This window comes from Anabaena sp. AL93 (genome assembly GCF_001672085.1).
GTDB lineage: Bacteria > Cyanobacteriota > Cyanobacteriia > Cyanobacteriales > Nostocaceae > Dolichospermum > Dolichospermum heterosporum.
In genome coordinates this window covers 23,093-45,782 of sequence record NZ_LJOU01000029.1, presented here as the reverse complement: position 1 = coordinate 45,782, position 22,690 = coordinate 23,093, and the positions used below count along the sequence as shown (strand labels likewise).

The 22,690-nt window shown below is 39.8% G+C and carries 20 protein-coding genes and 1 tRNA gene; 9 read left to right on the top strand and 12 right to left on the bottom strand.

Annotated features, from left to right (window positions below):
• Window positions 1-17 precede the first annotated feature (17 nt).
• Window positions 18-1,061 carry a WD40 repeat domain-containing protein gene (locus AN486_RS09800; RefSeq protein ID WP_053539160.1) on the top strand — a complete coding sequence of 348 codons (1,044 nt, stop codon included), beginning with the start codon at window positions 18-20 and terminating at the stop codon, window positions 1,059-1,061.
• A gap of 111 nt (window positions 1,062-1,172) precedes the next feature.
• Here the strand turns inward: AN486_RS09800 and ndhD1 are convergent, their stop codons facing one another.
• The 6 genes from ndhD1 to AN486_RS09770 form a co-directional block, all read right to left on the bottom strand.
• Window positions 1,173-2,747 (bottom strand): photosynthetic/respiratory NAD(P)H-quinone oxidoreductase subunit D1, encoded by a 1,575-nt coding sequence (ndhD1, locus tag AN486_RS09795; protein ID WP_053539161.1) that lies wholly within the window; start codon window positions 2,745-2,747, stop codon window positions 1,173-1,175.
• Window positions 2,748-2,881: 134 nt separating this feature from the next.
• Window positions 2,882-3,688: a phosphate ABC transporter ATP-binding protein PstB gene (pstB, locus tag AN486_RS09790; protein ID WP_290600388.1), complete on the bottom strand. Its 807-nt coding sequence runs from the start codon at window positions 3,686-3,688 to the stop codon at window positions 2,882-2,884.
• A 38-nt stretch (window positions 3,689-3,726) separates the two neighbouring features.
• A complete protein-coding gene (gene pstA, locus AN486_RS09785; protein ID WP_290600386.1) occupies window positions 3,727-4,614 on the bottom strand; it encodes a phosphate ABC transporter permease PstA in 888 nt (295 codons plus the stop codon).
• 135 nt (window positions 4,615-4,749) lie between these two features.
• Complete coding sequence (gene pstC / locus AN486_RS09780; protein ID WP_290600385.1) at window positions 4,750-5,700, bottom strand: phosphate ABC transporter permease subunit PstC; 951 nt, start codon at window positions 5,698-5,700, stop codon at window positions 4,750-4,752.
• A gap of 45 nt (window positions 5,701-5,745) precedes the next feature.
• Window positions 5,746-6,900 carry a phosphate ABC transporter substrate-binding protein PstS gene (gene pstS, locus AN486_RS09775; protein WP_290600383.1) on the bottom strand — a complete coding sequence of 385 codons (1,155 nt, stop codon included), beginning with the start codon at window positions 6,898-6,900 and terminating at the stop codon, window positions 5,746-5,748.
• A 518-nt stretch (window positions 6,901-7,418) separates the two neighbouring features.
• Entirely contained in the window at window positions 7,419-7,604 is a 186-nt protein-coding gene (locus tag AN486_RS09770; protein WP_035081131.1) for a type II toxin-antitoxin system HicB family antitoxin, read from the bottom strand.
• Between the two features lie 30 nt (window positions 7,605-7,634).
• Between AN486_RS09770 and AN486_RS09765 the strand changes: the two genes are divergently transcribed.
• The 4 genes from AN486_RS09765 to cobJ all read left to right on the top strand — a co-directional run bounded on the left by AN486_RS09765 (window position 7,635) and on the right by cobJ (window position 13,853).
• Window positions 7,635-8,222 (top strand): biotin transporter BioY, encoded by a 588-nt coding sequence (locus AN486_RS09765; protein ID WP_053539164.1) that lies wholly within the window; start codon window positions 7,635-7,637, stop codon window positions 8,220-8,222.
• A 69-nt stretch (window positions 8,223-8,291) separates the two neighbouring features.
• A complete protein-coding gene (lspA, locus tag AN486_RS09760; protein WP_053539165.1) occupies window positions 8,292-8,753 on the top strand; it encodes a signal peptidase II in 462 nt (153 codons plus the stop codon).
• A 71-nt stretch (window positions 8,754-8,824) separates the two neighbouring features.
• Window positions 8,825-11,092, top strand: a complete 2,268-nt coding sequence (locus AN486_RS09755; RefSeq protein ID WP_290600378.1) for a transglycosylase domain-containing protein — start codon at window positions 8,825-8,827, stop codon at window positions 11,090-11,092.
• Between the two features lie 1,039 nt (window positions 11,093-12,131).
• Window positions 12,132-13,853 (top strand): precorrin-3B C(17)-methyltransferase, encoded by a 1,722-nt coding sequence (gene cobJ, locus AN486_RS09750; protein WP_290600377.1) that lies wholly within the window; start codon window positions 12,132-12,134, stop codon window positions 13,851-13,853.
• Between the two features lie 492 nt (window positions 13,854-14,345).
• On the opposite strand, the gene AN486_RS09745 is transcribed toward cobJ, so the two are convergent.
• Window positions 14,346-14,416 (bottom strand) — tRNA-Gly (locus tag AN486_RS09745).
• 50 nt (window positions 14,417-14,466) lie between these two features.
• Window positions 14,467-15,618 carry a hypothetical protein gene (locus tag AN486_RS09740; protein WP_290600376.1) on the bottom strand — a complete coding sequence of 384 codons (1,152 nt, stop codon included), beginning with the start codon at window positions 15,616-15,618 and terminating at the stop codon, window positions 14,467-14,469.
• Between the two features lie 755 nt (window positions 15,619-16,373).
• Between AN486_RS09740 and AN486_RS09735 the strand changes: the two genes are divergently transcribed.
• Window positions 16,374-16,970: a GNAT family N-acetyltransferase gene (locus tag AN486_RS09735; RefSeq protein ID WP_053539176.1), complete on the top strand. Its 597-nt coding sequence runs from the start codon at window positions 16,374-16,376 to the stop codon at window positions 16,968-16,970.
• Between the two features lie 183 nt (window positions 16,971-17,153).
• Here the strand turns inward: AN486_RS09735 and AN486_RS09730 are convergent, their stop codons facing one another.
• On the bottom strand, window positions 17,154-17,393 hold the full coding sequence (locus AN486_RS09730) for a hypothetical protein (protein ID WP_290600375.1): 240 nt from the start codon (window positions 17,391-17,393) through the stop codon (window positions 17,154-17,156).
• Between the two features lie 512 nt (window positions 17,394-17,905).
• Here AN486_RS09730 and AN486_RS09725 point away from each other — a divergent pair.
• The gene (locus AN486_RS09725; protein WP_290600374.1) at window positions 17,906-18,367 is read left to right on the top strand and encodes a hypothetical protein; all 462 of its coding nucleotides are present in this window, start codon (window positions 17,906-17,908) and stop codon (window positions 18,365-18,367) included.
• A gap of 20 nt (window positions 18,368-18,387) precedes the next feature.
• Here the strand turns inward: AN486_RS09725 and AN486_RS09720 are convergent, their stop codons facing one another.
• A complete protein-coding gene (locus AN486_RS09720) occupies window positions 18,388-19,521 on the bottom strand; it encodes a histidinol-phosphate transaminase (protein WP_290600373.1) in 1,134 nt (377 codons plus the stop codon).
• Between the two features lie 172 nt (window positions 19,522-19,693).
• Window positions 19,694-20,680 (bottom strand): DNA (cytosine-5-)-methyltransferase, encoded by a 987-nt coding sequence (gene dcm / locus AN486_RS09715; protein WP_053539179.1) that lies wholly within the window; start codon window positions 20,678-20,680, stop codon window positions 19,694-19,696.
• Between the two features lie 107 nt (window positions 20,681-20,787).
• Between dcm and AN486_RS09710 the strand changes: the two genes are divergently transcribed.
• Both AN486_RS09710 and AN486_RS09705 read left to right on the top strand, forming a co-directional pair.
• A complete protein-coding gene (locus AN486_RS09710) occupies window positions 20,788-20,961 on the top strand; it encodes a hypothetical protein (protein WP_168465800.1) in 174 nt (57 codons plus the stop codon).
• 20 nt (window positions 20,962-20,981) lie between these two features.
• Complete coding sequence (locus AN486_RS09705; protein ID WP_205748626.1) at window positions 20,982-21,170, top strand: hypothetical protein; 189 nt, start codon at window positions 20,982-20,984, stop codon at window positions 21,168-21,170.
• A gap of 82 nt (window positions 21,171-21,252) precedes the next feature.
• Here the strand turns inward: AN486_RS09705 and gor are convergent, their stop codons facing one another.
• Entirely contained in the window at window positions 21,253-22,632 is a 1,380-nt protein-coding gene (gene gor, locus AN486_RS09700; protein WP_053539180.1) for a glutathione-disulfide reductase, read from the bottom strand.
• Window positions 22,633-22,690 lie beyond the last annotated feature (58 nt).

Below are 22,690 nucleotides of genomic sequence, written 5' to 3'. Positions count from 1 at the left end.
AATAAAATATCACAACTATGAACTTAACAATTAATAAATCTCCAGAATTTACAAAACATTATTCTACAAAACTTGCAGATTATGTGACTGCTTTGGCTTGGTCTGCTGACGGTGAAATACTTGCAGCTAGTTCGGCTGCTGGAGAAGTTGTTTTATGGGAAAATGGCGAATTAACTAATTTACAAACAGCGACAGATAAAGCGGTAAATTGTTTGGCTTTTTCCCACGATGGTAAATATTTAGCTATTGGTGGACAAGATGGAAAAGTGAAAATTTGGTGCGGAAATAAATTAATTAGCACTTTAGAAAATGCCCCGATTTGGGTTGACCAATTAGCATGGAGTCACACCGATAACCAATTAGCTTTTAGTTTAGGTCGTTATGTGCAAATTTGGGATGCAGACACATTAGAAGTTGTTACAACTCTTAACTTTAATGATTCCTCTATTTTGGGAATTGATTGGCGTAAAGATGGCAAATATTTGGCTATTAATGGATATAAAGGCATAAAAATCTGGTCTACTCAAGATTGGGATGATGAACCATTTATTCTTCCTCTGTCTACCGTCAGTACAGCAATGGCTTGGTCTGATGATGGTAAGTATTTGGCATCTGGAAATATGGACCGGACTCTGACTGTTTTACAATGGGAACATCCTGATCCTTGGGTGATGCGGGGTTTTCCAGGGAAAATTCGTCATCTAGCTTGGTCAGACATAAAAACTCCCACAGATGCGCCCATTTTGGCTGTTTCTAGCGTTGATGGCATAGTAGCATGGGAGAAGTCGGTAGATGAATCTGTAGGCTGGGAGGCGCAAGTATTAACTAATCATCTGGATATCATTAATGCGATCGCTTTTGCACCCCAAAGTTTTATTCTCGCTTCTGCTGGTGCTGACGGTTGGCTATGTTTGTGGAATGAAAACAAAGAAGTTTCACAGATTTTTACTGACACTGAAGCCGGTTTTTCTACTCTATCTTGGCATCCCCAAGGACAATTATTAGCCGCTGGTGGTGAACAAGGTGAATTAATAATTTGGTCAATTTCTGGCGAAAATTAAAATTAATTGGTTTACATTTGGATGTGGGGGTAGCGCCCCCGTGCCTACCCCGGTATTTGGGGCAACCACAGGGGGTTTAGGTATCAAACCCACCCCAGTTGTAATTACAAATTAATTACCAATTATCGGCGCACTCAAAGAGACATTTTGTACTGCTTTGGTTGCGGCTAAGGTTGGTACAGAATCACGCAATCTTGCTGTTAATTGTACAGTTGTAGCGTCGTACATTTGGGTTAGCAATTTGGGATAAAAACCAATACCAATAATAGGTATCAACAAACAAGCAATGATAAAGACTTCACGGGGTTCAGCATCTATCAAATTCTGATGAGAAACTAACTCTTCATTTTCTTGTCCGTAGAAAATTTCGCGCAACATTGAAAGGAGATAAATTGGCGTTAAAATCACACCAACAGCCATCAAGAAAATGACAATGACTTTAAATGTCGAGTTATAAGCATCACTGGTGGCAAAGCCGACAAATACCATTAATTCGGCGACAAAACCGCTCATTCCTGGTAATGCTAAAGAAGCCATTGAACAAGTTGTAAACATGGCGAAAATCTTTTGCATTTTCTTACCGACACCACCCATTTCATCTAACATGAGGGTGTGTGTGCGATCGTAAGTTGCACCGACTAAAAAGAACAAACTTGCCCCAATTAAGCCGTGAGAAACCATTTGTAAAACTGCGCCACTTAAACCCAAGTCGGTGAAAGAGGCAATCCCAATGAGAACAAAGCCCATGTGGGAAATTGAAGAGTAGGCAATTTTCCGTTTTAAATTCCTTTGGGCAAAGGAAGTTAGGGCAGCGTAGATGATATTTACTACCCCCAAAACCACTAACACTGGTGCAACGTAAGCATGGGCATCGGGTAGCATTTGGGCATTCATGCGAATTAAGGCATAACCACCCATTTTTAACAAAATACCTGCTAGTAACATATGCACGGGGGCTGTAGCCTCACCGTGAGCATCTGGTAGCCAGGTATGGAGGGGGATAATGGGCAGCTTGACAGCGTAGGCAATCAGGAAGCCAGCGTAGAGTAAAAGTTGTAAATTCAGTCCAAAATCTTTTAAGGCGAGCGATCGCATATCGAAGGTTACAGTATCGCCATAAAACCCCATTGTCAAGGAAGACAGCAAAATAAACAGCGAACCACCAGCGGTGTACAAAATAAATTTAGTCGCTGCATACTGGCGCTTTTTCCCTCCCCAAATTGACAGGAGGAAGTATATGGGGACAAGTTCCAGTTCCCACACCAGGAAAAATAACAGCATATCCTGGACGGCAAAAACGGCAATTTGACCGCCATACATTGCCAAAATTAGGAAATAAAACAATTTCGGCTTTAGTGTTACAGGCCAAGCTGCTAAGATTGCCAGGGTGGTAATGAATCCTGTTAAGAGAACCAGGGGCATGGACAAGCCATCAACCCCTAAAGACCAATTTAAGCCCAATTGCGGAACCCAGGGATAACTTTCCACCAGTTGCAAATCGGGATTAGAGAAATCGTATCCAGTATAAAAAGCGCAGACAATGAGGACAAAATCTATCAACCCGACAATGAGAGAATACCAGCGCACGGTTTTTCCATCTTTATCTGGGATAATGGGAAGGAGTAGTGATGCGGCTATGGGAAATAAAATAATCGTCGTCAGCCACGGGAAATTAGCTATATTCATCACAATTAATCTGCTATTAAAATCATGTTTGGCAGCAAGTTAGTATCTAATAAGTTCTAAATCACCTTAAATCAAGGATTACAGCCACAAGGTTAACATAGATGCTCAATTTAAGTTAATTTTAGATAAAAGAATTAACCAAATTTACCGTTAATGTAAGCTTTGGTGTCTTCCTGTTGAGGATCATTGAAAATCATCTCAGTTGAGTTGTACTCTACTAAGTAGCCACTACGTCCACCTGTTTCGGAAGCTTTAACGTTAAAAAACGCGGTTTTATCAGATACTCGTGATGCTTGGTGCATATTGTGGGTGACAATGACGATGGTATATTGTTCTTTGAGTTCATGAATTAGTTCTTCTATCCGTGCAGTAGAGATAGGATCAAGGGCAGAACATGGTTCATCCATCAGGATAACTTCTGGTTGCACAGCGATCGCCCGCGCAATACATAAACGCTGTTGTTGTCCACCGGATAAGGATAAACCATTTTGTCGCAATTTATCCTTGACTTCATCCCACAAAGCTGCTTGTCGCAAACTCCGTTCCACCAATTCATTCATATCACCTCTGTAGCCATTGATTCTCGCACCAAAGGCAATATTTTCATAAATTGACTTGGGGAAGGGGTTGGGTTTTTGAAATACCATACCAATGCGTCTTCGCACTTCTACAGGATCAATATTCTGTGCATAGATATTTTTGTCGTAGAAATAAACTTTACCTTCGGGTCTAAATGAGTCAATTAAATCATTTAGCCGATTATAACATCGCAATAAGGTAGTTTTACCACAACCGGAAGGACCGATAAAAGCGGTGACTCGATTTTTAGGAATATCTAACCAAACATTTTGTAAAGCCAAAAAATTGCCATAATAGATATTTAAGTTTTCTGTGCGTAAAACCGATTCAGTTCCATTAATTGTGCTAATGATAGTATTCATAAAATCGGGCTTGATGAAAAAGTTTTTTTTGGTGATAGCTAAATTAAATCTTTTTTTCTAGTAACCCAGCGAGCAATAATACTAGTAATTAAAACCATGAATACAAGAATTAAAGACGCAGCCCAAGCTAAAGATTGCCAAGTTTGATAGGGAGAAGTGGCAAAGTTGTATACTAAAACTGCTAGAGAAGCAGTTGGTTTGAGGATACTATCTGGCCAAAAAGAAGAAAAAAGAGCCGTAAATATTAATGGTGCAGTTTCTCCAGCCGCACGAGCGATCGCTAAAATAGAACCAGTGACAATTGCAGGTAATGCAGTTGGTAATACCACCAAGATCACAGTTTGCAAATTAGTGCTTCCTAGTCCAATAGATGCTTGCCGTAAATCTTGAGACACTAATTGCAACGCCTCGTCTGTAGTTCGCACAATAATCGGTAACATCAAAATTGCTAGGGCAACTCCACCACCCAGGGCTGAGTAAGAGCCTAAATTCAGCTTTACCAAGGTTAAAACCACAATTCCATAGGCAAATACCCCAGCAATGATCGAGGGAACTCCACTGAGAACATTAGTAGCGAAACGTATCCATCTGGCAATTCTTTGAGAACTAAACTCACTTAAATAAATTGCCGCCAACACACCAACAGGAACACTAATTATAGCAGCAATTCCTACCATTAATAATGTTCCCAAAATGGCATTCCCAAAGCCGCCATTTTTACCAAAGGGAGGAGGTGGCAACTGTGTAAAAATATGGATGTCTAAACTACTAAACCCTCTAATTACTATATAATAAAGCACTGCCAATAAAGGAATAAGTGCCAAAACTCCACAGACAAAAGCTAATCCAGTCATGACCATATTAACCAATGTTCGAGGAGACGAAAGAGAACGAGTTAGGCCTCCTTGCGGAAACAAAGAATTCATAATTTAACCAATATAACTTTTACTAATTTCATAAAACACAAAATTATCTGCGTTTATCCTCAGATCCCCGACTTCTTTTATTTATTGTGTCCAGAAACTATAAATTGATGTTAGAAGTCGGGGATCTTATGCATTCTAAATTCGCTGTACTCTTGCGACAATAAAATCCGCCAGAATATTGACGATCATTGTTAAGATAAATAAAACTAAAGCTGCATACATTAAAGCAGCAACTTGTAACCCATTAGCTTCCGCAAATTGATTTGCCAATAAAGAAGAAATCGTATTTGATGGTGCTAAGAGAGAGATATGAATATTGTTAGCATTACCTATTAACATTGTCACAGCCATTGTTTCACCCATTGCCCTCCCAAGTGCCAACATTACTGCACTGACAATGCCAGAAAAGGCAGCAGGGATAATAACTTGAAAAATGGTTTCCCAACGGGTTGCACCTATTCCTAGAGCGGCTTGACGCAAACTTGAAGGCACAGAAATCAAGGCATCACGAGAGATAGCCGTGATAATTGGCAGAATCATAATTGCTAATATTACTCCTGCTGGTAACATCCCTGGTCCAGTGGGTGCAGAACTAAAAATTGGCAACCAGCCTAGATAAGTATATAGCCATGTGCCTAAATTTTTTAACACAGGGATTAACACAAAAATTCCCCAGACTCCATAAACAACACTGGGAATAGCCGCTAGGAGTTCTACTAAAAATACCAGGACTAAATTTACCTGGGGGGGGAGGAAATTCTCACTCAATAAAATTGCTGTTCCTACACCAATAGGGAGGGCTAAAATCAGTCCAATTAAAGAACTGATGAGAGTTCCGTAAATTGCTGGGAGTACCCCATATTCATTATTAACAGGGTTCCAACTACTGGTAAAAAAGAAATTAATCCCGAATTTTTGGATAGCTGGTAAAGCACTAGTAGTAATTTGCAAAGCAATCCATAATAGAATACCAGCGATCGCTAGGGCAAAAATTCGAGTGATGCAAATAAAACTCCGATCTAGATTTCTATCTATTTCTGAACGGTTTTTCGTGGTTAATGGATCTTCTGGAAAGTTTATAGTCATTCTCCTGACTCCTGACTCCTGACAGAGGGCGCAGGCCCTGCGCCCCTACCTCCTACTTTGAGAATTAGCACCAACAGAAATATGATAATCAGGACTAATTTGATCAGCCGCTGCTGCGACTTTAGCAATTACATTGGCTGGTAAAGGTACATATCCTAATTCACTAGCTATCTTTTGTCCATCAGTTAAAGCATACTCAATAGTTGCTTCCATTGCTTTAGCTTTGCGGGTATCAGCATATTTTTTATAGGCGAGAATCCAAGTGTAAGTTACTATTGGGTAGGATTCTGCACCTTCAGGATCGGAAATAAAAGCACGAAGATTTTCTGGTAAAGTTACTGATGCTAGAGTTTTAGATGCTGATTCTTCAGAAGCTAAAACAAACTGGTTGGATTTATTTTCTAAAGATGCAAATTTGAGTTTACTTTCCTTAGCATAGCCATATTCTACATAACCAATAGAACCTTGAGTTTGTTGAATTTGGGCGGTGACACCTTCATTACCTTTAGCACCAACTCCTGTCGGCCATTTTACACTTTTACCTTCACCTACCTGAGTTTTCCATTCTGGACTAATGGTACTAAGATGTTTGGTGAAAACGCCCGTAGTTCCACTACCATCAGCGCGATAAATAACTTTGATTTCCTCTTTTGGTAATTTTACATCAGGATTGATTTTAGCGATCGCCGGATCATCCCAAAATTTAATTTTACCTAACAAAATATCCGTGTAAACTGCTCGTGATAACTGGAGTTGAGGAACTTCTGGCAAATTATAAGCTAGGACAATACTACCAGCAGTTAGAGGTAATAGTAGCACACCTTTTTCCGCCGGAACTTTGTTAATTTCTTCATCCTTCATCGCTACATCACTAGCACCAAAGTCTAATGTTCCTTGGGTAAACTGCTCAACACCCGCACCACTACCCACAGACTGATAATTAACTTTTAAATTGGGATATTTTTTGTTTAACTCTGTAAACCAAGTTTGATAAAGTGGTGCAGGAAAAGAAGCACCCGCGCCTATTAATTCTACATTACCTCCTAAATCTAGTTTCTGAGAATTGGCAGTAGTTGTATTTGTCGTTTTACCAGGAGACTCACTTATAATTGGATTCTTTGAGTTAGTTTCTCCACAAGCTGATAGACTAATTACTACTGTTAATAGAGATATTGCAACTATCAGGCGATGATTTTTCATGAAACTGATTTTAAGTAGAGCAATCCTATTTGAGTTGAATTTACTAAAATCTTTTTTTTCCTCTGCTTCTTGCTCCCCCAACTTACTCCTGAAACCATTGATTTATAAAGGCTTGAGTTGATCAAGCCTCCAGTTCGGGTCAGTGCGTCTGGGATTTCATTATATTCACTGAAAACTTGTCAAACATCCTCTTAAAGATAGGTTGATTATCCATTAAGGGAACACCAAAAAATAAATTACCCAATTTCGTGGGATGGGCATCCTGCCCGTCCTTGATGATTAGCGGGCTTTTCGTCCCGCACCACAAGAAATTTTTGGGTATTTTTTTAATTGGAAGTCCCTAAGTAGGTGAACACAATAAAACCAAACTGTGTAAAGAAACGTAAAATCGCTGAAAACGTCTTTACTCTTGCCTATTGCCTATTGCCTCTTGCCTCTTGCCTCTTGCCTATTGCCTCTTGCCTCTTGCCTCTTGCCTCTTGCCTGTTCCCTTTTCCCTGCCTTCACAGGCAACTTATTCAGCAAACCCTACTTAGGAGAATTTCAATGTATAATTTTACAATTTCTGTTATATTAGCGATCGCTTCTTCAAAAGTATCTCCTTGAGAAAGACAGCCCTGAAAAAGAGGACAAAAAGCATGATCATTTCCATTTTTCTCCTTTGCGAGAATGACGGTGTAATTGTAAACTTCTTGACCTTGCACCTACTGTTAATTAACCCTTGCGCCTAATCAATGTTTGCTGCCTCGAATCAACTGCTATGGTCTATGATAGGCTTGCTCCTCACAATGGGTGGTACTTTCCTGGAAGCTTATGGTGTTACCTCACCTTGGAACTGGAGTCAGCACGGAATTCAAACCCTTTCACTAGGTGTCAGCTATCAAATTGGTGCAGTCCTACTGGTAGGCTGTTTAGGAGGTCAAAATGCTGGTGCGCTCTCGCAAATTGCCTATTTAGTCATGGGATTAACCTTATTGCCTGTATTTGCCGAAGGAGGCGGTATCGGTTATGTTAAACTATCTCAGTTTGGCTATTTACTGGGATTTATTCCCGGAGCTTGGATTTGTGGATATTTAGCCTTTAAAGCTCGACCTCGGCTAGAAACTCTAGCTTTTAGTTGTCTTTGTGGCTTATTCACCGTTCACATCTGCGGTATTGCTTATTTAATCATCAGTTATATCTTACCCTGGAGAGGAACAGACAATCTATCACTGATTCAAGCTATTCTTAAATACTCCTGCTTTGCACTGCCAGGACAACTAGTGGTTGTTTGTGCCGTTACCATAGTAGCTTATGTGCTACGACATATAATGTTTTATTAGTCATTGGTCATTGGTCATTGGTCAGTAGCAAAGAAGAACAACTGACAGCTGACACCCGACAAATTTATCATGCGTATAAAAAATCGCTTCTTCTGGATTGCCGCTCTGATAGCATTTCTATTAGACCAACTGACAAAATACTGGGTAGTGAAGACCTTTAACCCAGGACAAACACTACCACTGTTGAGCGGGATATTTCATTTTACCTATGTTACTAATACAGGTGCAGCCTTTAGTTTATTAAGTGACAAAGTAGAATGGTTACGCTGGCTATCTTTAGGTGTCAGTTTGGTATTGATAACCATTGCATTATTTGGACCATTGTTAAGTTTTTGGGAGCAAATGGGTTATGGTTTGATTTTAGGGGGAGCAATGGGCAATGGTATTGATAGATTTATACTAGGGTATGTCATTGACTTTCTTGATTTTCGGTTAATTAATTTTGCCGTGTTTAATATGGCTGATTCTTTTATTAGTATTGGTATAGTCTGCTTGTTAATTGCCTCATGGAAAAAAACACCAAGTAATTAAAAAATTTAATTCTTCTTTTGGAAATTCCCCTACTTTCCCGTTAATTTTTAACTTTTAACTTGCAATTGTTTATGAGTTTTCCCCAACCTCCTCAAAAGCCAAAAACTATAATTGGTCAAGTAACTCAAGCGGTCAGCACCATTCATGCTAGAGTCAACTTTTCCATGAAGCTCAAACCCAATGCGAAAGTACCAAAACTATTGGTCCATGATGTCGGCGGGAACCAAGAAGAAGAATATGATTTATTAGGCGATCGCTATATACTAGGACGGAGTTCAAAATCCTCTGATATCGTCATCCGTAACCCACTTGTCAGCACAGTTCACCTCTCATTATCGCGGGATTCCACCCAAAACACCCCCGTTTTCACAATCAAAGATGAAAACTCCACCAACGGTATTTATCTTGGCAAAAGGCGGATAAATACCCTAGAACTGCGTCATGGTGATGTTATTAACTTAGGACCACAGGATCTAGCTGATGCTGTGAGTATTCAATACATAGACCCACCAGCTTGGTACATCAAAGCTGCCACCTGGACAGCCTATGGAGTCGGTGGTGTCACGGCTTTAATTGCCCTAGCCATAGGTGCAGAATGGCTGAAATTTTCCGTTAGACCCCTACCTACAGCCACTCGCGCCCCTGTCGTTGTTTATGCCCGTGATGGCTCAACCCCACTCCGTGAACCCCGCAATATCGCCCACGTAGACCTGAAACAATTATCAGACTTTGGACCCTATTTAGCTGCTGCGGTCGTAGCTTCCGAAGACAGTCGCTACTATTGGCACTTTGGCGTAGACCCCTTGGGTGTATTGCGAGCCGTACTTATCAACAGTCGGAGCGGTGACGTTCAACAGGGAGCAAGTACAGTTACCCAACAAGTAGCTCGAAGTTTATTCCGGGAATATGTAGGCAGTCAAGACTCTCTAGGACGGAAAGTTAAAGAAGCCGTCGTCTCCCTCAAACTAGAAACCTTTTACAGCAAAGACGATATTTTACTAACTTACTTAAATCGGGTATTTTTAGGTGCAGACACCTCCGGCTTTGAAGATGCAGCCAAATATTATTTTAACAAATCCGCCAAAGAATTAACCCTAGCAGAAGCAGCCACCTTAGTAGGAATTTTACCCGCCCCCAATGCCTTCGATTTTTGTGGCAGTGGTCGGCGGAAACTCGGTGCAGCCGACTACCGCAATCGAGTCATTAAACGACTGCTAGAAATGGGCAAAATTACCCAAGAAGAAGCCAACCGCGCTCGCCGTTCTACCGTTCAAGTTAGCCCCAAAGTTTGCGAAAGGCAAGCCAAAACCATTGCCCCCTATTTCTATGATTACGTCTTTCAAGAACTCACATCAAGACTAGGACCAGCAGCAGCTAGAGAGGGTAACTATATCATCGAAACCCAACTTGATCCAACTATCCAAGCCAAAGCCGAAGCTGAGTTAAAAAATTCCGTCACCAAAGCCGGCTCAAATTTTGGCTTTTCCCAAGGAGGAATGGTAACTCTGGACTCAAAAACCGGGAGTATTGTGGCTATGGTAGGCGGGACTGATTACAAAAAAAGCCAGTTTAATCGCACCGTTCAAGCCCAAAGACAACCAGGTTCTACCTTTAAAATTTTTGCCTACGCTGCGGCTATAGAAAAAGGGTTTTCGACCTACAGAAGTTATTCTTGCAGTCCTTTAACTTGGCAAGGTTTTACCTATAAACCCTGTCGGGCTGGTGCTGGTGGTAGTTTAGACATAGCCACTGGTTTGGCAATGTCAGAAAACCCCATTGCTTTGCGGGTAGCCAAGGAAATTGGTTTGAATAAAGTCGTAGATATGGCGCAGCGTTTGGGTGTTAAATCAAATCTTGAGGAAGTACCTGGTTTGGTATTAGGTCAAAGTGTGGTTAATGTTTTAGAAATGACTGGCGCATTTGGGGCGATTGGTAATCGTGGAGTCTGGAATCCCCCTCATGCTATTAGTAAAATTCGTGATAGTAGTGATTGCAAGGATCTTAAAGATTTTGAAACCTGTCGGGTGATTTACTCCTTCGATACAGATCCAAATGGTTCTAAACAAGTTCTAAAAACAGCAGTTGCCAATCAAATGACTACTATGATGCGAGGAGTAATTACTAGTGGTACAGGTCGTAGCGCGGCTATTGGTTTAGGCGAAGCAGGTAAAACCGGAACAACAAATAATAATGTTGACCTCTGGTTTATTGGTTTTATTCCTAGTCGTCAACTTGTCACCGGCATTTGGCTAGGAAATGACAATAATTCACCTACCTCTGGCAGCAGCGCCCAAGCGGCACAACTTTGGGGTAGTTATATGGGTAAAATTACTAAATAGAGTTTGTTAAAAAAGTCTTTTCGTTAGGGTTAGAAGTCGGGGTGAAGAATTATCTTTTGTGCATAAGCACTTATGCTTTTAATTAAATAAACGTGGGTTCGACCAATAATTTTTAACCCCTCTGGTGAACCTCTCCCTAACCCTCTTCTAAGGGACTTCCAAGAAATAAATTATCCTGATTAACGAACCACAGAGGCGCAGAGGACACAGAGGAATAAGGGTTTGAGAGATTTTTGCGTTAGGTGGTTGAGTATTTTTTTATTTGGAAGTCCCTAAGAGGATGTTTGAAAAGTGGTATCCCGTAATTTTCATCACATTGTTACCCCCTTTCCCCTTTACAAGGCTACGGTGTACACACAAGTTATCGAATCACAATTATTCCTCAAATTAAGGAATGCAAATTTAATAATCTGCAATTCTGATTTAAACTGGGAATGGTGCGTTACGCTGTCGCTAACACACCCTACTTTTGCAATTTATTTAATTTAGGGAACACCAAAAAATAAATTACCCAATTTTGTGGTATGGGCATCCTGCCCGTCCTTGATGATTAGCGGGCAATTCGCCCCGCACCACAAGAAATTTTTGGGTATTCTTTTAATTGGAAGTCCCTTAATTCACATTCCTAAGTTTTTGTCGTTGACTGAGCCAGGATGTTATCTAAAGTTATACTAAAAACGGCGGAGATTTGAATTTTTACAAAATAACAAAAAAGCTAGATGTGTAGGGGTAAAGCAAAAGCTCATTGGTGTCAACTTAACGTGAAAGCCTTGTAAAATATCAGTTTCACCCTTTCTCGTTCCCATACTCTGTATGGGAATGAATTCTAGAAGGCTCTGCCTTCTATGAAAACAGAGGCAGAGCCTCTGTAATAGCATTCCCAGTCAGAGACTGGGAACGAGATATCATCAGGATTTGAGATTAAGTTGACACCAATGAGCTTTTGCTTTACCCCTACCTATAGAATCAAACGATTAAGCCGTTTAGAGTATATTCAGCAACGCCCAAAATTTAAGGATTTACAAGATTAAAAATTTTTATGAATATTAGGGTATGCCCTGCGGTTGTGGTCTTGAGTCAAAATAGCGTTACAGTGGGGCGAAGAATTACTAGTGTCTTAGCTGGTGCGAAATTATATGGTTTGGTTAATCGCACTCATGATGTTGATATTAGCTTTACCAATTTTGGCGAAACTTTACGAGAACTATTCGCTGCTGGTACACCGATAATTGGTATTTGTGCAGCGGGGATTCTAATTAGAACAATTGCACCGTTGTTAACTGACAAAGGACAAGAACCGCCAGTTTTAGCTGTAGCTGAAGATGGTAGTGCTGTTGTTCCGCTTTTGGGTGGTTTAAGTGGTGTAAATGATTTAGCACGTCAAGTGGGTTCAGCACTGAATATCCAACCAGCAATTACCACAACGGGAGATATCCGTTTTCACACTGCTTTGTTATCTCCTCCTGCTGGATATCATTTAGCTAACCCAGAACATGGGAAAAAATTTATTGCTGATTTATTGGCTGGGGGAAAGGTTAAATTACAAGGAATAGCGCCTTGGTTGAGTGAGAGTAATTTACCTATTGATGAAAATGGTGAGTTAATTATTCAAATTACTGAAAATTTGGGTAATTCTGATCCTAATTGTTTAGTTTATCATCCTGGGAAAATTGCGATCGCTTTGCTCGCCGAAGGCAACGCTCTCACCAGCCCAGAACCAGATACAATCACTCAAATTCACCAAATCCTCGCAGAATCTAATTTAGCACCTGCCGCAGTGGCAGGAATATTTGCACCGCTACAACTGGCGAATAATTCCCAACTTCACTCTATAGCGACAACTTTGGGCGTTCCTACCCGCTTTCTACCCACCAATGAATTGACGGAATTAGTTTTGGCGGCTACAGGTGCAGATGGTCGAATTGTACCATCCCCATTTTCCCATATAGCTGTTGCCATTTCCACGAAAATTATCAACCTCGACACCATTGGACAAACCCAAGGCAAATTAGCTATTATTGGTACTGGTCCTGGTGCATCTCAATGGATGTCACCCCAGGTAAAGGAAATTTTGGCAGCAGCGACGGATTTAGTCGGTTATAAAACTTATATTAATTTAATTGGACATCTTGCAGATGGTAAGCGTGTTCATGAATCAGATAACCGCGTGGAAGCAGAAAGGGCATATCAGGCACTAGATTTGGCTGCATCGGGAAAATATGTAGCAGTTGTATCTTCTGGCGACCCCGGTATTTACGCAATGGCGGCGGCAGTGTTTGAGGTTTTAGAGCAATATCATAAACCAGAATGGCAAACCATTGATATTCAAGTCGCCCCTGGTATTTCGGCTATGCAAGCCGCAGCAGCCACTATTGGTGCGCCTTTGGGGCATGATTTCTGTGTGATTTCTCTCTCTGACATTTTGAAACCTTGGGAAATTATCGCTCAACGAATTACCGCTGCGGCTAAAAGTGATTTTGTCATTGCTTTCTATAATCCTGTATCAAAAGAACGCACTTGGCAACTAGCCGCCGCGAAAAAGATTTTAATGGAATACCGCAAACCTGATACCCCAGTTGTGTTGGGACGAAATTTAGGAAGAAAGGGAGAAGAAGTCCAGGTTACGACTCTAAAGGAATTAGAACCAGCATTAGCGGATATGCGAACTGTCATTATTATTGGTTCTTCCCACACTCGACAAATCCAGCAAGATCATAATATTTGGGTTTATACTTCCCGCCGATATAATTCTCAGGAATGATGTTTTTTCTATTAAACATAATAATATCCTTCTTCTTTCTTCCTTTCTCCTGATTCCTTTAAGATATAACTCTCTTAATTATGTCTAGTTTATATCTGAGAAAGACTTGATTTTTTTATTCTCATCATCAACAATAAAAACATCATGTTTCAGACATGATTGTAGCCAATAAAAGTGACAGAAGCCCTGATAATGTCCGCCCTTGCGGACATTTTACTTATTATAAATTCTTGAAAAAAATGACAATTATATATTGAAAATTCATTCAGAGGGAACAGGGAACGGGCAACAGGGAACAGAAAAAACTCATGTTTAAAAACATGAGATTGAAATAATGACACTGTTTTTTTTCGTGCTACGCATCTTTTAAAAACATCTTTTTCTTGACTGAATCTCTAAACTCAGCAAATGAGTGTTTCTTATCTGTTCCCAGCTAAGAATTCCCTCCTATTTCTCCATAAGGTGAGCAGTCGAACTATTTTTTTCTCAAGAAGCGGGTGGCGGGAATCGAACCCGCATGATCAGCTTGGAAGGCTGGAGTTTTACCACTAAACTACACCCGCGTGCTTCTGACTTAATTAAGATAACATGGCTTTTATAAAATTGCAAGTAGTTATGGAGAATTTATGGATTTAATTTTGAGACGAATATATAAATTGCTTAAATCTGGTTTTGATCCGTCTTGATTATAAGCAGCAAGAAAACTTTCTTGTGCAAATATCTGGTTAAGTGCTTGTTCATAAATATTTGCTTGGCTGCGGAGTGCGGCGGGTTCAATCGTGATGATTATCGCTTGTTGAAATTTTCCATTTTTATCAATTACTAAACTAGCCAGTATATTTGCTGGTTTGAGATCCTCATCGCTGGGAAGTATACTAGCCTCTAAATCTTTTTCTGTACTTCCTTTGTATTCAGCTAGAACATCTGGTAAAGCATCGGTTATGAGTTGTTTTTGTTGTATTAATTCACTAACTTCTTCTTTGAGTAGAGGACTGACGGTAGCTATAGCACCCCCTCCATTGGTGGTTGGGGACGCTTCTGGTTCTCGGTTAGGATTTACGGAAGGTTCTGCTGTGGGAGTTGGGGAATCAGTAGGAATATCTTGACGGAGGAGAGTTCCCTTTCCTAGTTTCACTTCTTGACGACGATTCCAGGGAAGTTCACTATCTGGAATTATTGGTGTTGCTTCTGGTGTTGCTTCTGGTATTGGGTTTGTGGGATAGAATTGTTGTCTAACTCGTGGTTTTTCAACTTCGGTTTTTTCAGGTTCAGGTTTTTCAACTTCAATTTTTCTAACTTCAGGCTTTTCAACTTCAATTTTTCTAACTTCAGGCTTTTTAACTTCAATTTTTCTAACTTCAGGTTTTTTAACTTCAGGCTTTTGAGTTTTATCTTGTTCTGTTAAATGAATTTTAGAAATTATCTCACCATCATTTTGATTGTTGGGTGTAGTGGGTGGTGATTTTGGTGAAGATGAAAAAGAAGATTGCGGTTTAATCTTTGGAGTTGTTGATTGATGTTTAATTGTGGATTTTGGTTCGGAAGCAATTTCAATAATATCAATGGGAATCGAACTTTGGTTAGAGCGAGGAAACCAAGCTTGAAATTCATTAGATGAACGCATTAACCAAAATACTAACAAATGAATAGAGACAGAACCAATACATACAACAGTCCATAACCAAGGTGGATCACTATGTCGTCTCAATGGTTGAGATGTAATCGAACTATCGCTTAAATGATTATTGATCAACGTTGGCATCATGTTAATTCAAAACTTGAATATTCTAGTAGTTCGTCAAATTTATTTTGACGGGTAATGAGCGGAAAAAACTTCTGTTCTTCCCTCCCCTGCCCCCGGTGCCTCTCTTCTCCCCCTGCTTGCCTTCACCCGTCATTTTCGGGTTGACAGACTACTAGTAGTTCGGTTCTTTTTATAGAAAATCTGGGTAACTGTTCACACTCCCCCCTATCTTTAAAGAGAGATCAAGGATTTCGATAATTTTAGAGGGGGGGAGTGAATAACTACAAACCTGGTTCAAAATCATTGGCAGCCGCATTGTGTGAGCATTTCATTAAAAATATGGGGATAATTGTTTATAACCTTTGTCCCATAAGGGTTTTGTAACAATCAATCCTCAATCACCATAAAAGAGACGCAAGAGCCGAATATTTTTTTAATTGGAAGTCTCTTACTTTCAGGGTGGTGAACATGGCGATCATTATAGGTTATTATTCCCATATCCACTACTCAGTATTTATCTTATCAGCCTCTCCAGTTCTCAATTAGGAAAATTTTTAGCTCTCATCCGCTAAAATATCTAGTTTAGATAGATTTTACTACGTTATTAATAAGTTATCCTAACTAGGTAGGTGAACAGAAAAAACTGAAATTATGTAATGAACCTTCACTCTCTCAGGGAGCCAAGCCGCTGAGTGGCTAGTATATTGTGGATTAACAGCCACCAAAAGGCTTTCAACCTTATTCCTGCAATCAATCAAATTAATCCCTAACTAGCTTTGAAATCCTGGTTTTTTAACCCTACCCAACCCCCAGTAAACCGAGAAACTGCGACTCTAACTATTGGAAAACTCCAAATTCGCGTAGCTACGCCTGATGATCTAATAAGTATTGCCCAAATTGTGGCTGAAAGCTTCCACTCCCAAGAGGGTTTGTGGAGTTGGGCTTTCCCTTTGTTTCGTATAGGTATTTATGAGGATCTAAGGCATCGGATCAATTCTCCCACACCCCATCATATTTGTTTAGTTGCTGTTGATACTGCCACTGAAAATCAGAAAATTATGGGAACTATAGAAATGAGTGTTAGGGGTAATTATCCTTGGATTGGTGTAAATCCGGGTTTCCCTTATATATCTAATTTAGCTGTTGATCCGGGTTGCCGTAGACTGGGTGTAGGCTCTAGTTTATTGATTCGCTGTGAGCAAATTTCCCAGGAATGGGGATTTCAAGATTTATATCTCCACGTTTTAGAACATAATCATCATGCCCGTCAGCTTTATTTTAAGTTGGCATATCGCGTACATAAGGTTGAATCTCCCTGGGATGCGCTTTTCCTTAATCGCTCACGTGAGATATTACTGCATAAACGTATATAGGAGAAGTCGGAGAGAAGGAAGGCAGAAGAAAGTCACATTTTGGATTTCATGAAAGTGCCTAAGTAGGGTTTGCTGATAGCGTAGCGTGGCGTTAGCCATATAATATAAACCTACAACCCAGACACATGAAGAGTTTCATCTGTATAAAAGGTAAATGAGGTGCAAGAAAAATATGTCATAGCATCAAAAATCGCTCAATTTTCCAGACTTGATATTACTTATAACTTCTTCTAAATCCTCCTGATAGCGTAGTGTGGCGTTAGCCATACTCCCGAATGGGCGCAGGCCCTGCGCCCCTACCTTCTGATAGCGCAGCGTGGCGTTAGCCATACTCCTGAATGGGCGCAAGCCATGCGCCCCTACCTCCTGATAGCGTAGCGTGGCGTTAGCCATACTTCTAGCCCTCACAGACAACTTTTTCAAACACCCTCTAAGTAACGGAAAGTAAAGTTAAGGAAATGTAGGTTGGGTTGAGCGACAGCAAAACCCAACCAAATCCTTGATAATGTTGGGTTATGGCTGATGCCTCCGGCGATAGCGAAGCGCTGCTGCAAGCAGTTCGCAGGGATACGCCTCCCGTCAGGGATACGTTCCACAACCCAACCTACCGGATAATGACTTTTTAGGCTTAACCGAGGAGTATTGACTCTGGATTGATTGAAATCCAGCATTAATCCCATAGAATAGGATAATTAAAATAACTAAAAGTGCGTGTTTATTTCTGAAATAAATGATACTGTTCAAGTAATATCAGAGAACAGTAAGTAGGTTGGCGTTGAAAATTGTCGTTATGGCAAGGCAAAAGGCAAGAGGCAAGAGGCAAGAGTGAAGAGGGTTTAGGCGATTTTACATTTCTTTACACAGTTTGTTTTTATTGTGTTCACCTACTTATATCAAACTATCACATTCAAAACAGTGTTATTAACCAAATTATCATGCCAGATGGAAATGGGCAATTTAATGGCTCTAATCTCCTCACACTAATTCATGGTGGCAAGGTTTTTATGGTTAATAGTCGGAGAAGGAATGGGTTAATACTTTTTAAAGAATATCATGCGGAGTTTGCCGGACCTGGAGCAGCGATTGGTGGAGATCATGATAGTGATTGCCAAGGGATTTTACCCATAGGCAATCTTTCTTTGTTGACTCCTGAATCCCATGAAGATCGTCAGAAAGCTTATTTGCTTAGGCGACAATGGATACGTTTAATTAAACAAATTACGGAGAGTCCGATTGCTAAAGAACGAGTACAAAAGATTCTTGATCAGTTTGAGGTATTTTTCCCGTCTGAAATAGTGGCTTGTATCCCAGATGAGGCTTTTGCAATGTTAGTAGGTGTGTTAACACAAACTGTAACGATTGTTCGTCGTGTAGGCATTGATACCAAAAATAAATGAGTGGTAATTAGTTGCTACTTTTACAATAATGCTTGTATTCGCTCCAGGGTGCGGGTGTTTTCTGCGGGTGTACCGATGGTGATTCTTAAGCCATTGGGTAAAAGTCTAATCAGAGTCCCTTGATTTCTCAGTTTTTGGTTGAGATTTGTTAAAACGGTGGTTGATAATTGAGAGTCATCGGTTTTAATCCGCAAGTAAATAAAGTTGGTGCTGCTGGGTGTAATTTCCAGGGTTGGGTGTGCAGATAAGGCTGTGATCATTTTCGTTCTTTCGCTGAGGGTTTGGGGGATTGACTCTAGCAAAAGTTGCCGATTTTCTAATGCCATGAGGGCGGCGGCGATGGAAAAACTGGGAAGATTGTAGGGAAGACGAACTTTTTCTAAAATTGCGATCGCCTCTGGATGAGCGATACAATAACCTACACGCATGGCGGCAAGACGAAAGGCTTTAGAAAAGGTGCGTAATATAATCCAGTTAGGATGTTGTAATAATTCACCGGCTAAAGTCCTTTGACTAAATTCAAAGTAAGCTTCATCAACGACTACTAAAATTTCTTCTGGTAAACTTTTTAACCATTCTAGTTCCGCTGCTGTTAAAGAATTAGCGGTAGGGGAATTGGGGTGAACAACAAAAACGACGCGAATGGGCGGATTTTGTGTTTGGGAAATTGCCGATTTTGCGGCTGTTAAATCAGTTTCAAAGTTGCTGTGATTTCTGCCTACTGTAACTACAGGAATGCCTAAAGTCTGAGCTAAAATTCCATACATGGAAAAGGTAGGATTGGCGACTAGTATAGAACCTTCTCCCCCTAAACAGGTAGCAATTAATAGGGATCTAATTAATTCATCTGAACCATTACCGACGGAAATATTCGCAGCGGTGAAAGTTGAATTTTCTAGATTTGCTGATTCATTGACATATTGGGAAATGGCATTTTTTAGAGTTTCGTGTCCACCATCAGGATAACGATTAGTTTCAATAATTTGTTGATAAGTCCAGGCTAATTTTTCTTTGATTTCCGGTGGTAAATCTAAAGGACTTTCATTAGTATCTAATCTGTCAAATTGGATAGCGACTGGTTCAGCACTATCACTACCAGGATGAGCTTTATAAGCGTTAAGTTGGGATAAATCGGAACGAATAAATTTAAGCATTTGTCATTGATTGATAATTGGTGATTATATATCTTGTTCCCAGTCTCTGACTGGGAATACTATCACAGAGGCTCTGCCTCTACTGTTATGGAGAATGAAGGCAGAGCCTTCTATAATTCATTCCCATACAGAGTATGGGAATGAGAAAACGAGAAAATGAAGGCAGAGCTTTCTAGACTTCATTCCCATACAGAGTATGGGAATGAGAAATTTTTTTAACATTCAGATTTACTAATATTGCATTAATTACAGAATCAATCACAGTAGCAACACAAGGAATAGCGATCGCATTACCAGTTAATTTTCGCATAGTTTGGTAACTGCCCACTATTTTATAAGATTCTGGAAAACCTTGCAACCTCAACATTTCTCTTTCGGTTAATCTTCTTTCGCCATTGACTAATAAATAATTATAAGATGCTCCTGCTCTTAATGCACAGGAATAAGGATGTATACTAATATTACCAGATTTATTTTCATGCCATATTGTTGGTTGCTCATATTTTTGCTCAGTTTTGACTTTTTGTAACCGATTTTGGCGAATTTTTTCGGAAGCATAATAAAATTCAGAAACAGATTTTTCTAATATTTCTGACAAGGGCTGCATGGGCATTTTGATTAATGGCCAATTAAAGTTATGATAATGATTTTGATTTTTTAAGCCGACGATTAAAATTCTTTCTCGTTTTTGTGGTAAACCGAAATTAAGAGCATTGAGAATTTTATAATCTGTATAATAGCCTAATTCTTGTAAGGTATTAATAATTATTTTTAATGTTTGCCCCTGTTGATGTCCTTGTAATTGTTTGACATTTTCTAATATAAAGGCTGACGGTTGTTTATTTTTAATAATTCTGGCAATATCAAAAAATAATGTTCCTCTGGTATCTTCAAATCCTTTTAGTTCTCCACAAATGCTAAAGGGTTGACAAGGAAAACCACCTAATAATATATCATGGTCAGGAATATCATTTTCGTCAATTTTGGTAATATCTCCTATGGGTGTTTCTCCAAAGTTTTCTGAATAGATTTTTTGGGCATTTATATCAATATCACTGGAAAAAACACATTGAGAATCAATTTTATAATTATGACAAATCTTTTCAATTGCTAATCTAAATCCACCTGTACCACTAAATAAGTCTATAAATTTGATCATTTGTTATCATCATTTATTCAAAGAAAATAATATCACGCCTTTATAGCGGTTATCAACCTTGATGCAATATAATTATTTAAGTTATATAATTAGGAGGTAAATATATCTTGCCAACTTCCGAACAAAGTATTAGATGTGTTATTCTCTGTCAAACCTTGACAAATACATTTACACCTATTTTCATCGTCCGTTTAGATGAGCGCACAGGTAATCTGTTTATCTTGGCAGGAGATAACATAGAAATAGAAATATATCCTAATGGTTTATGGAGGTTTTTGTGATTATACCTAACTTTATTAGCATGACTAAAACTGAATTAAGAGCTTATATAATTGCTCACCCCAATGATAAAGCAGCATTTCATACATTTATTGATCGTTTTGCTTCAGAAACTCCCAGCGAGATTTTTGATATACCAAAATCAAATCATGAGTTGCAGCAAGTGGAGAACTTAATTAAAGAAAAATTGGCTGAAACTAAATACCAATAGTTTTCACTTTGATGAAATATACGCAAACTAAATCTATCACAATTGTCAGGGTTTAGCACTGCTAAACCCCTACCAAATACAATTATCTCATAGTGACAAATTCCTCTGCTGCGGAGGGATGAATACCTACAGTGGCATCAAAATCAGCTTTGGTTGCACCCATTTTTACTGCAATAGCGACACCTTGAATAATTTCTGCGGCACTATCTCCTACCATGTGAGCGCCTAGAATTTTATCAGTGCTAGTATCTACTATTAGCTTCATCATGGTTTTTTCTTGCTTACCTGCCAAAGTGTAGTACATGGGGCGGAAGCTGGTACGATAAATTTTGATGTTATCATCACCGAATTTGTCTCTAGCTTGGGCTTCTGTTAACCCGACTGTTGCCGCTTCTGGGGTGGTGAATACGGCCGTAGCAACGGTTTCGTGACTAAATTCGCGGCGGTTGTTGCCAAATTCAGTATCAGCAAAGGCACGTCCTTCACCAATGGCGACGGGGGTTAAATTTAGGCGGTCTGTGACATCACCAACAGCATAAATATGGGGTTGGCAAGTTTGACTATATTCATTGACGGCTATAGCATTTGAGGTGCTGTATCCTGGTTCTTCTTCAGAACTGGGAACACAATCAAGTTGGGCATTTTCTAAGCCTAATCCTTCAATATTAGGACTGCGACCGGTTGCTATTAAAAATACATCAGCAATGATTGGTTCTTGATTGTCTCCAGATAAAGTTAATTTCAGTCCTGCGTCCACTTTTTCTATGGCTGTCACCTCAGTATTTGCAACAATGCGAATGCCATGATTACTCATTCCCTCTTGGATACTGGTGCAAATATCCTGATCAAAACCATTCAAAATTTGCTCTTTGCGGATAATCTGGGTGACTTCTGAACCCAAACCGCGCATGATACAGGCAAATTCACTACCGATATAACCAGAACCAATAATAGCGATATGTTTGGGTTGAGTTTTCAGGTGGAAGATTTCATTGGAAGTAATGGCGTGTTCTATACCTGGAATCTCTGGTTTAACGGGACGACCACCGACAGCAATTAAAATTTTCGCGGCTGTATATTGTTTTCCATTGACTTCAACTGTGTGGGGGTCTATGAAGGTAGCACGACCGGAAATTAATTCTACTCCGGCTTTTTCTAAAAAGCTGATGTGAAGTGCTGATAGTCTGTTAACTTCTTTATCTATGGATGTGATGAAATGTTCCCAGTCAAATTTTACATCTCCTACTGTCCAACCATAACCGGCGGCTTCTTGGAATTGGGCGGGGAAGTGAGAACCATAAACCATGAGTTTTTTGGGGACACAACCACGAATTACGCAAGTACCACCAACTAAATCATATTCGGCGATCGCCACTTTTGCACCATAACTAGCCGCCCGTTTAGAAGCCGCCAAACCCCCAGAACCAGCACCAATCACAAACAAGTCGTAATCAAAAGTCATAAATTTCTACTTTTTTAACTAAAAATAGGCTGTTGAACTATATATAGTCAGATTGCCT

What these genes read in the sequence shown, in the direction of transcription:
- AN486_RS09755 (WP_290600378.1), top strand. Translation starts at nt 8,825, where the DNA reads ATGAGTTTTCCCCAACCTCCTCAAAAGCCAAAAACTATAATTGGTCAA.
- AN486_RS09740 (WP_290600376.1), bottom strand. Translation starts at nt 15,618, where the DNA reads ATGATGCCAACGTTGATCAATAATCATTTAAGCGATAGTTCGATTACA.
- lspA (WP_053539165.1), top strand. Translation starts at nt 8,292, where the DNA reads ATGCGTATAAAAAATCGCTTCTTCTGGATTGCCGCTCTGATAGCATTT.
- AN486_RS09800 (WP_053539160.1), top strand. Translation starts at nt 18, where the DNA reads ATGAACTTAACAATTAATAAATCTCCAGAATTTACAAAACATTATTCT.
- cobJ (WP_290600377.1), top strand. Translation starts at nt 12,132, where the DNA reads ATGAATATTAGGGTATGCCCTGCGGTTGTGGTCTTGAGTCAAAATAGC.
- pstS (WP_290600383.1), bottom strand. Translation starts at nt 6,900, where the DNA reads ATGAAAAATCATCGCCTGATAGTTGCAATATCTCTATTAACAGTAGTA.
- AN486_RS09765 (WP_053539164.1), top strand. Translation starts at nt 7,635, where the DNA reads ATGTTTGCTGCCTCGAATCAACTGCTATGGTCTATGATAGGCTTGCTC.
- pstB (WP_290600388.1), bottom strand. Translation starts at nt 3,688, where the DNA reads ATGAATACTATCATTAGCACAATTAATGGAACTGAATCGGTTTTACGC.
- gor (WP_053539180.1), bottom strand. Translation starts at nt 22,632, where the DNA reads ATGACTTTTGATTACGACTTGTTTGTGATTGGTGCTGGTTCTGGGGGT.
- AN486_RS09705 (WP_205748626.1), top strand. Translation starts at nt 20,982, where the DNA reads ATGACTAAAACTGAATTAAGAGCTTATATAATTGCTCACCCCAATGAT.
- AN486_RS09725 (WP_290600374.1), top strand. Translation starts at nt 17,906, where the DNA reads ATGCCAGATGGAAATGGGCAATTTAATGGCTCTAATCTCCTCACACTA.
- dcm (WP_053539179.1), bottom strand. Translation starts at nt 20,680, where the DNA reads ATGATCAAATTTATAGACTTATTTAGTGGTACAGGTGGATTTAGATTA.
- AN486_RS09720 (WP_290600373.1), bottom strand. Translation starts at nt 19,521, where the DNA reads ATGCTTAAATTTATTCGTTCCGATTTATCCCAACTTAACGCTTATAAA.
- pstA (WP_290600386.1), bottom strand. Translation starts at nt 4,614, where the DNA reads ATGAATTCTTTGTTTCCGCAAGGAGGCCTAACTCGTTCTCTTTCGTCT.
- ndhD1 (WP_053539161.1), bottom strand. Translation starts at nt 2,747, where the DNA reads ATGAATATAGCTAATTTCCCGTGGCTGACGACGATTATTTTATTTCCC.
- pstC (WP_290600385.1), bottom strand. Translation starts at nt 5,700, where the DNA reads ATGACTATAAACTTTCCAGAAGATCCATTAACCACGAAAAACCGTTCA.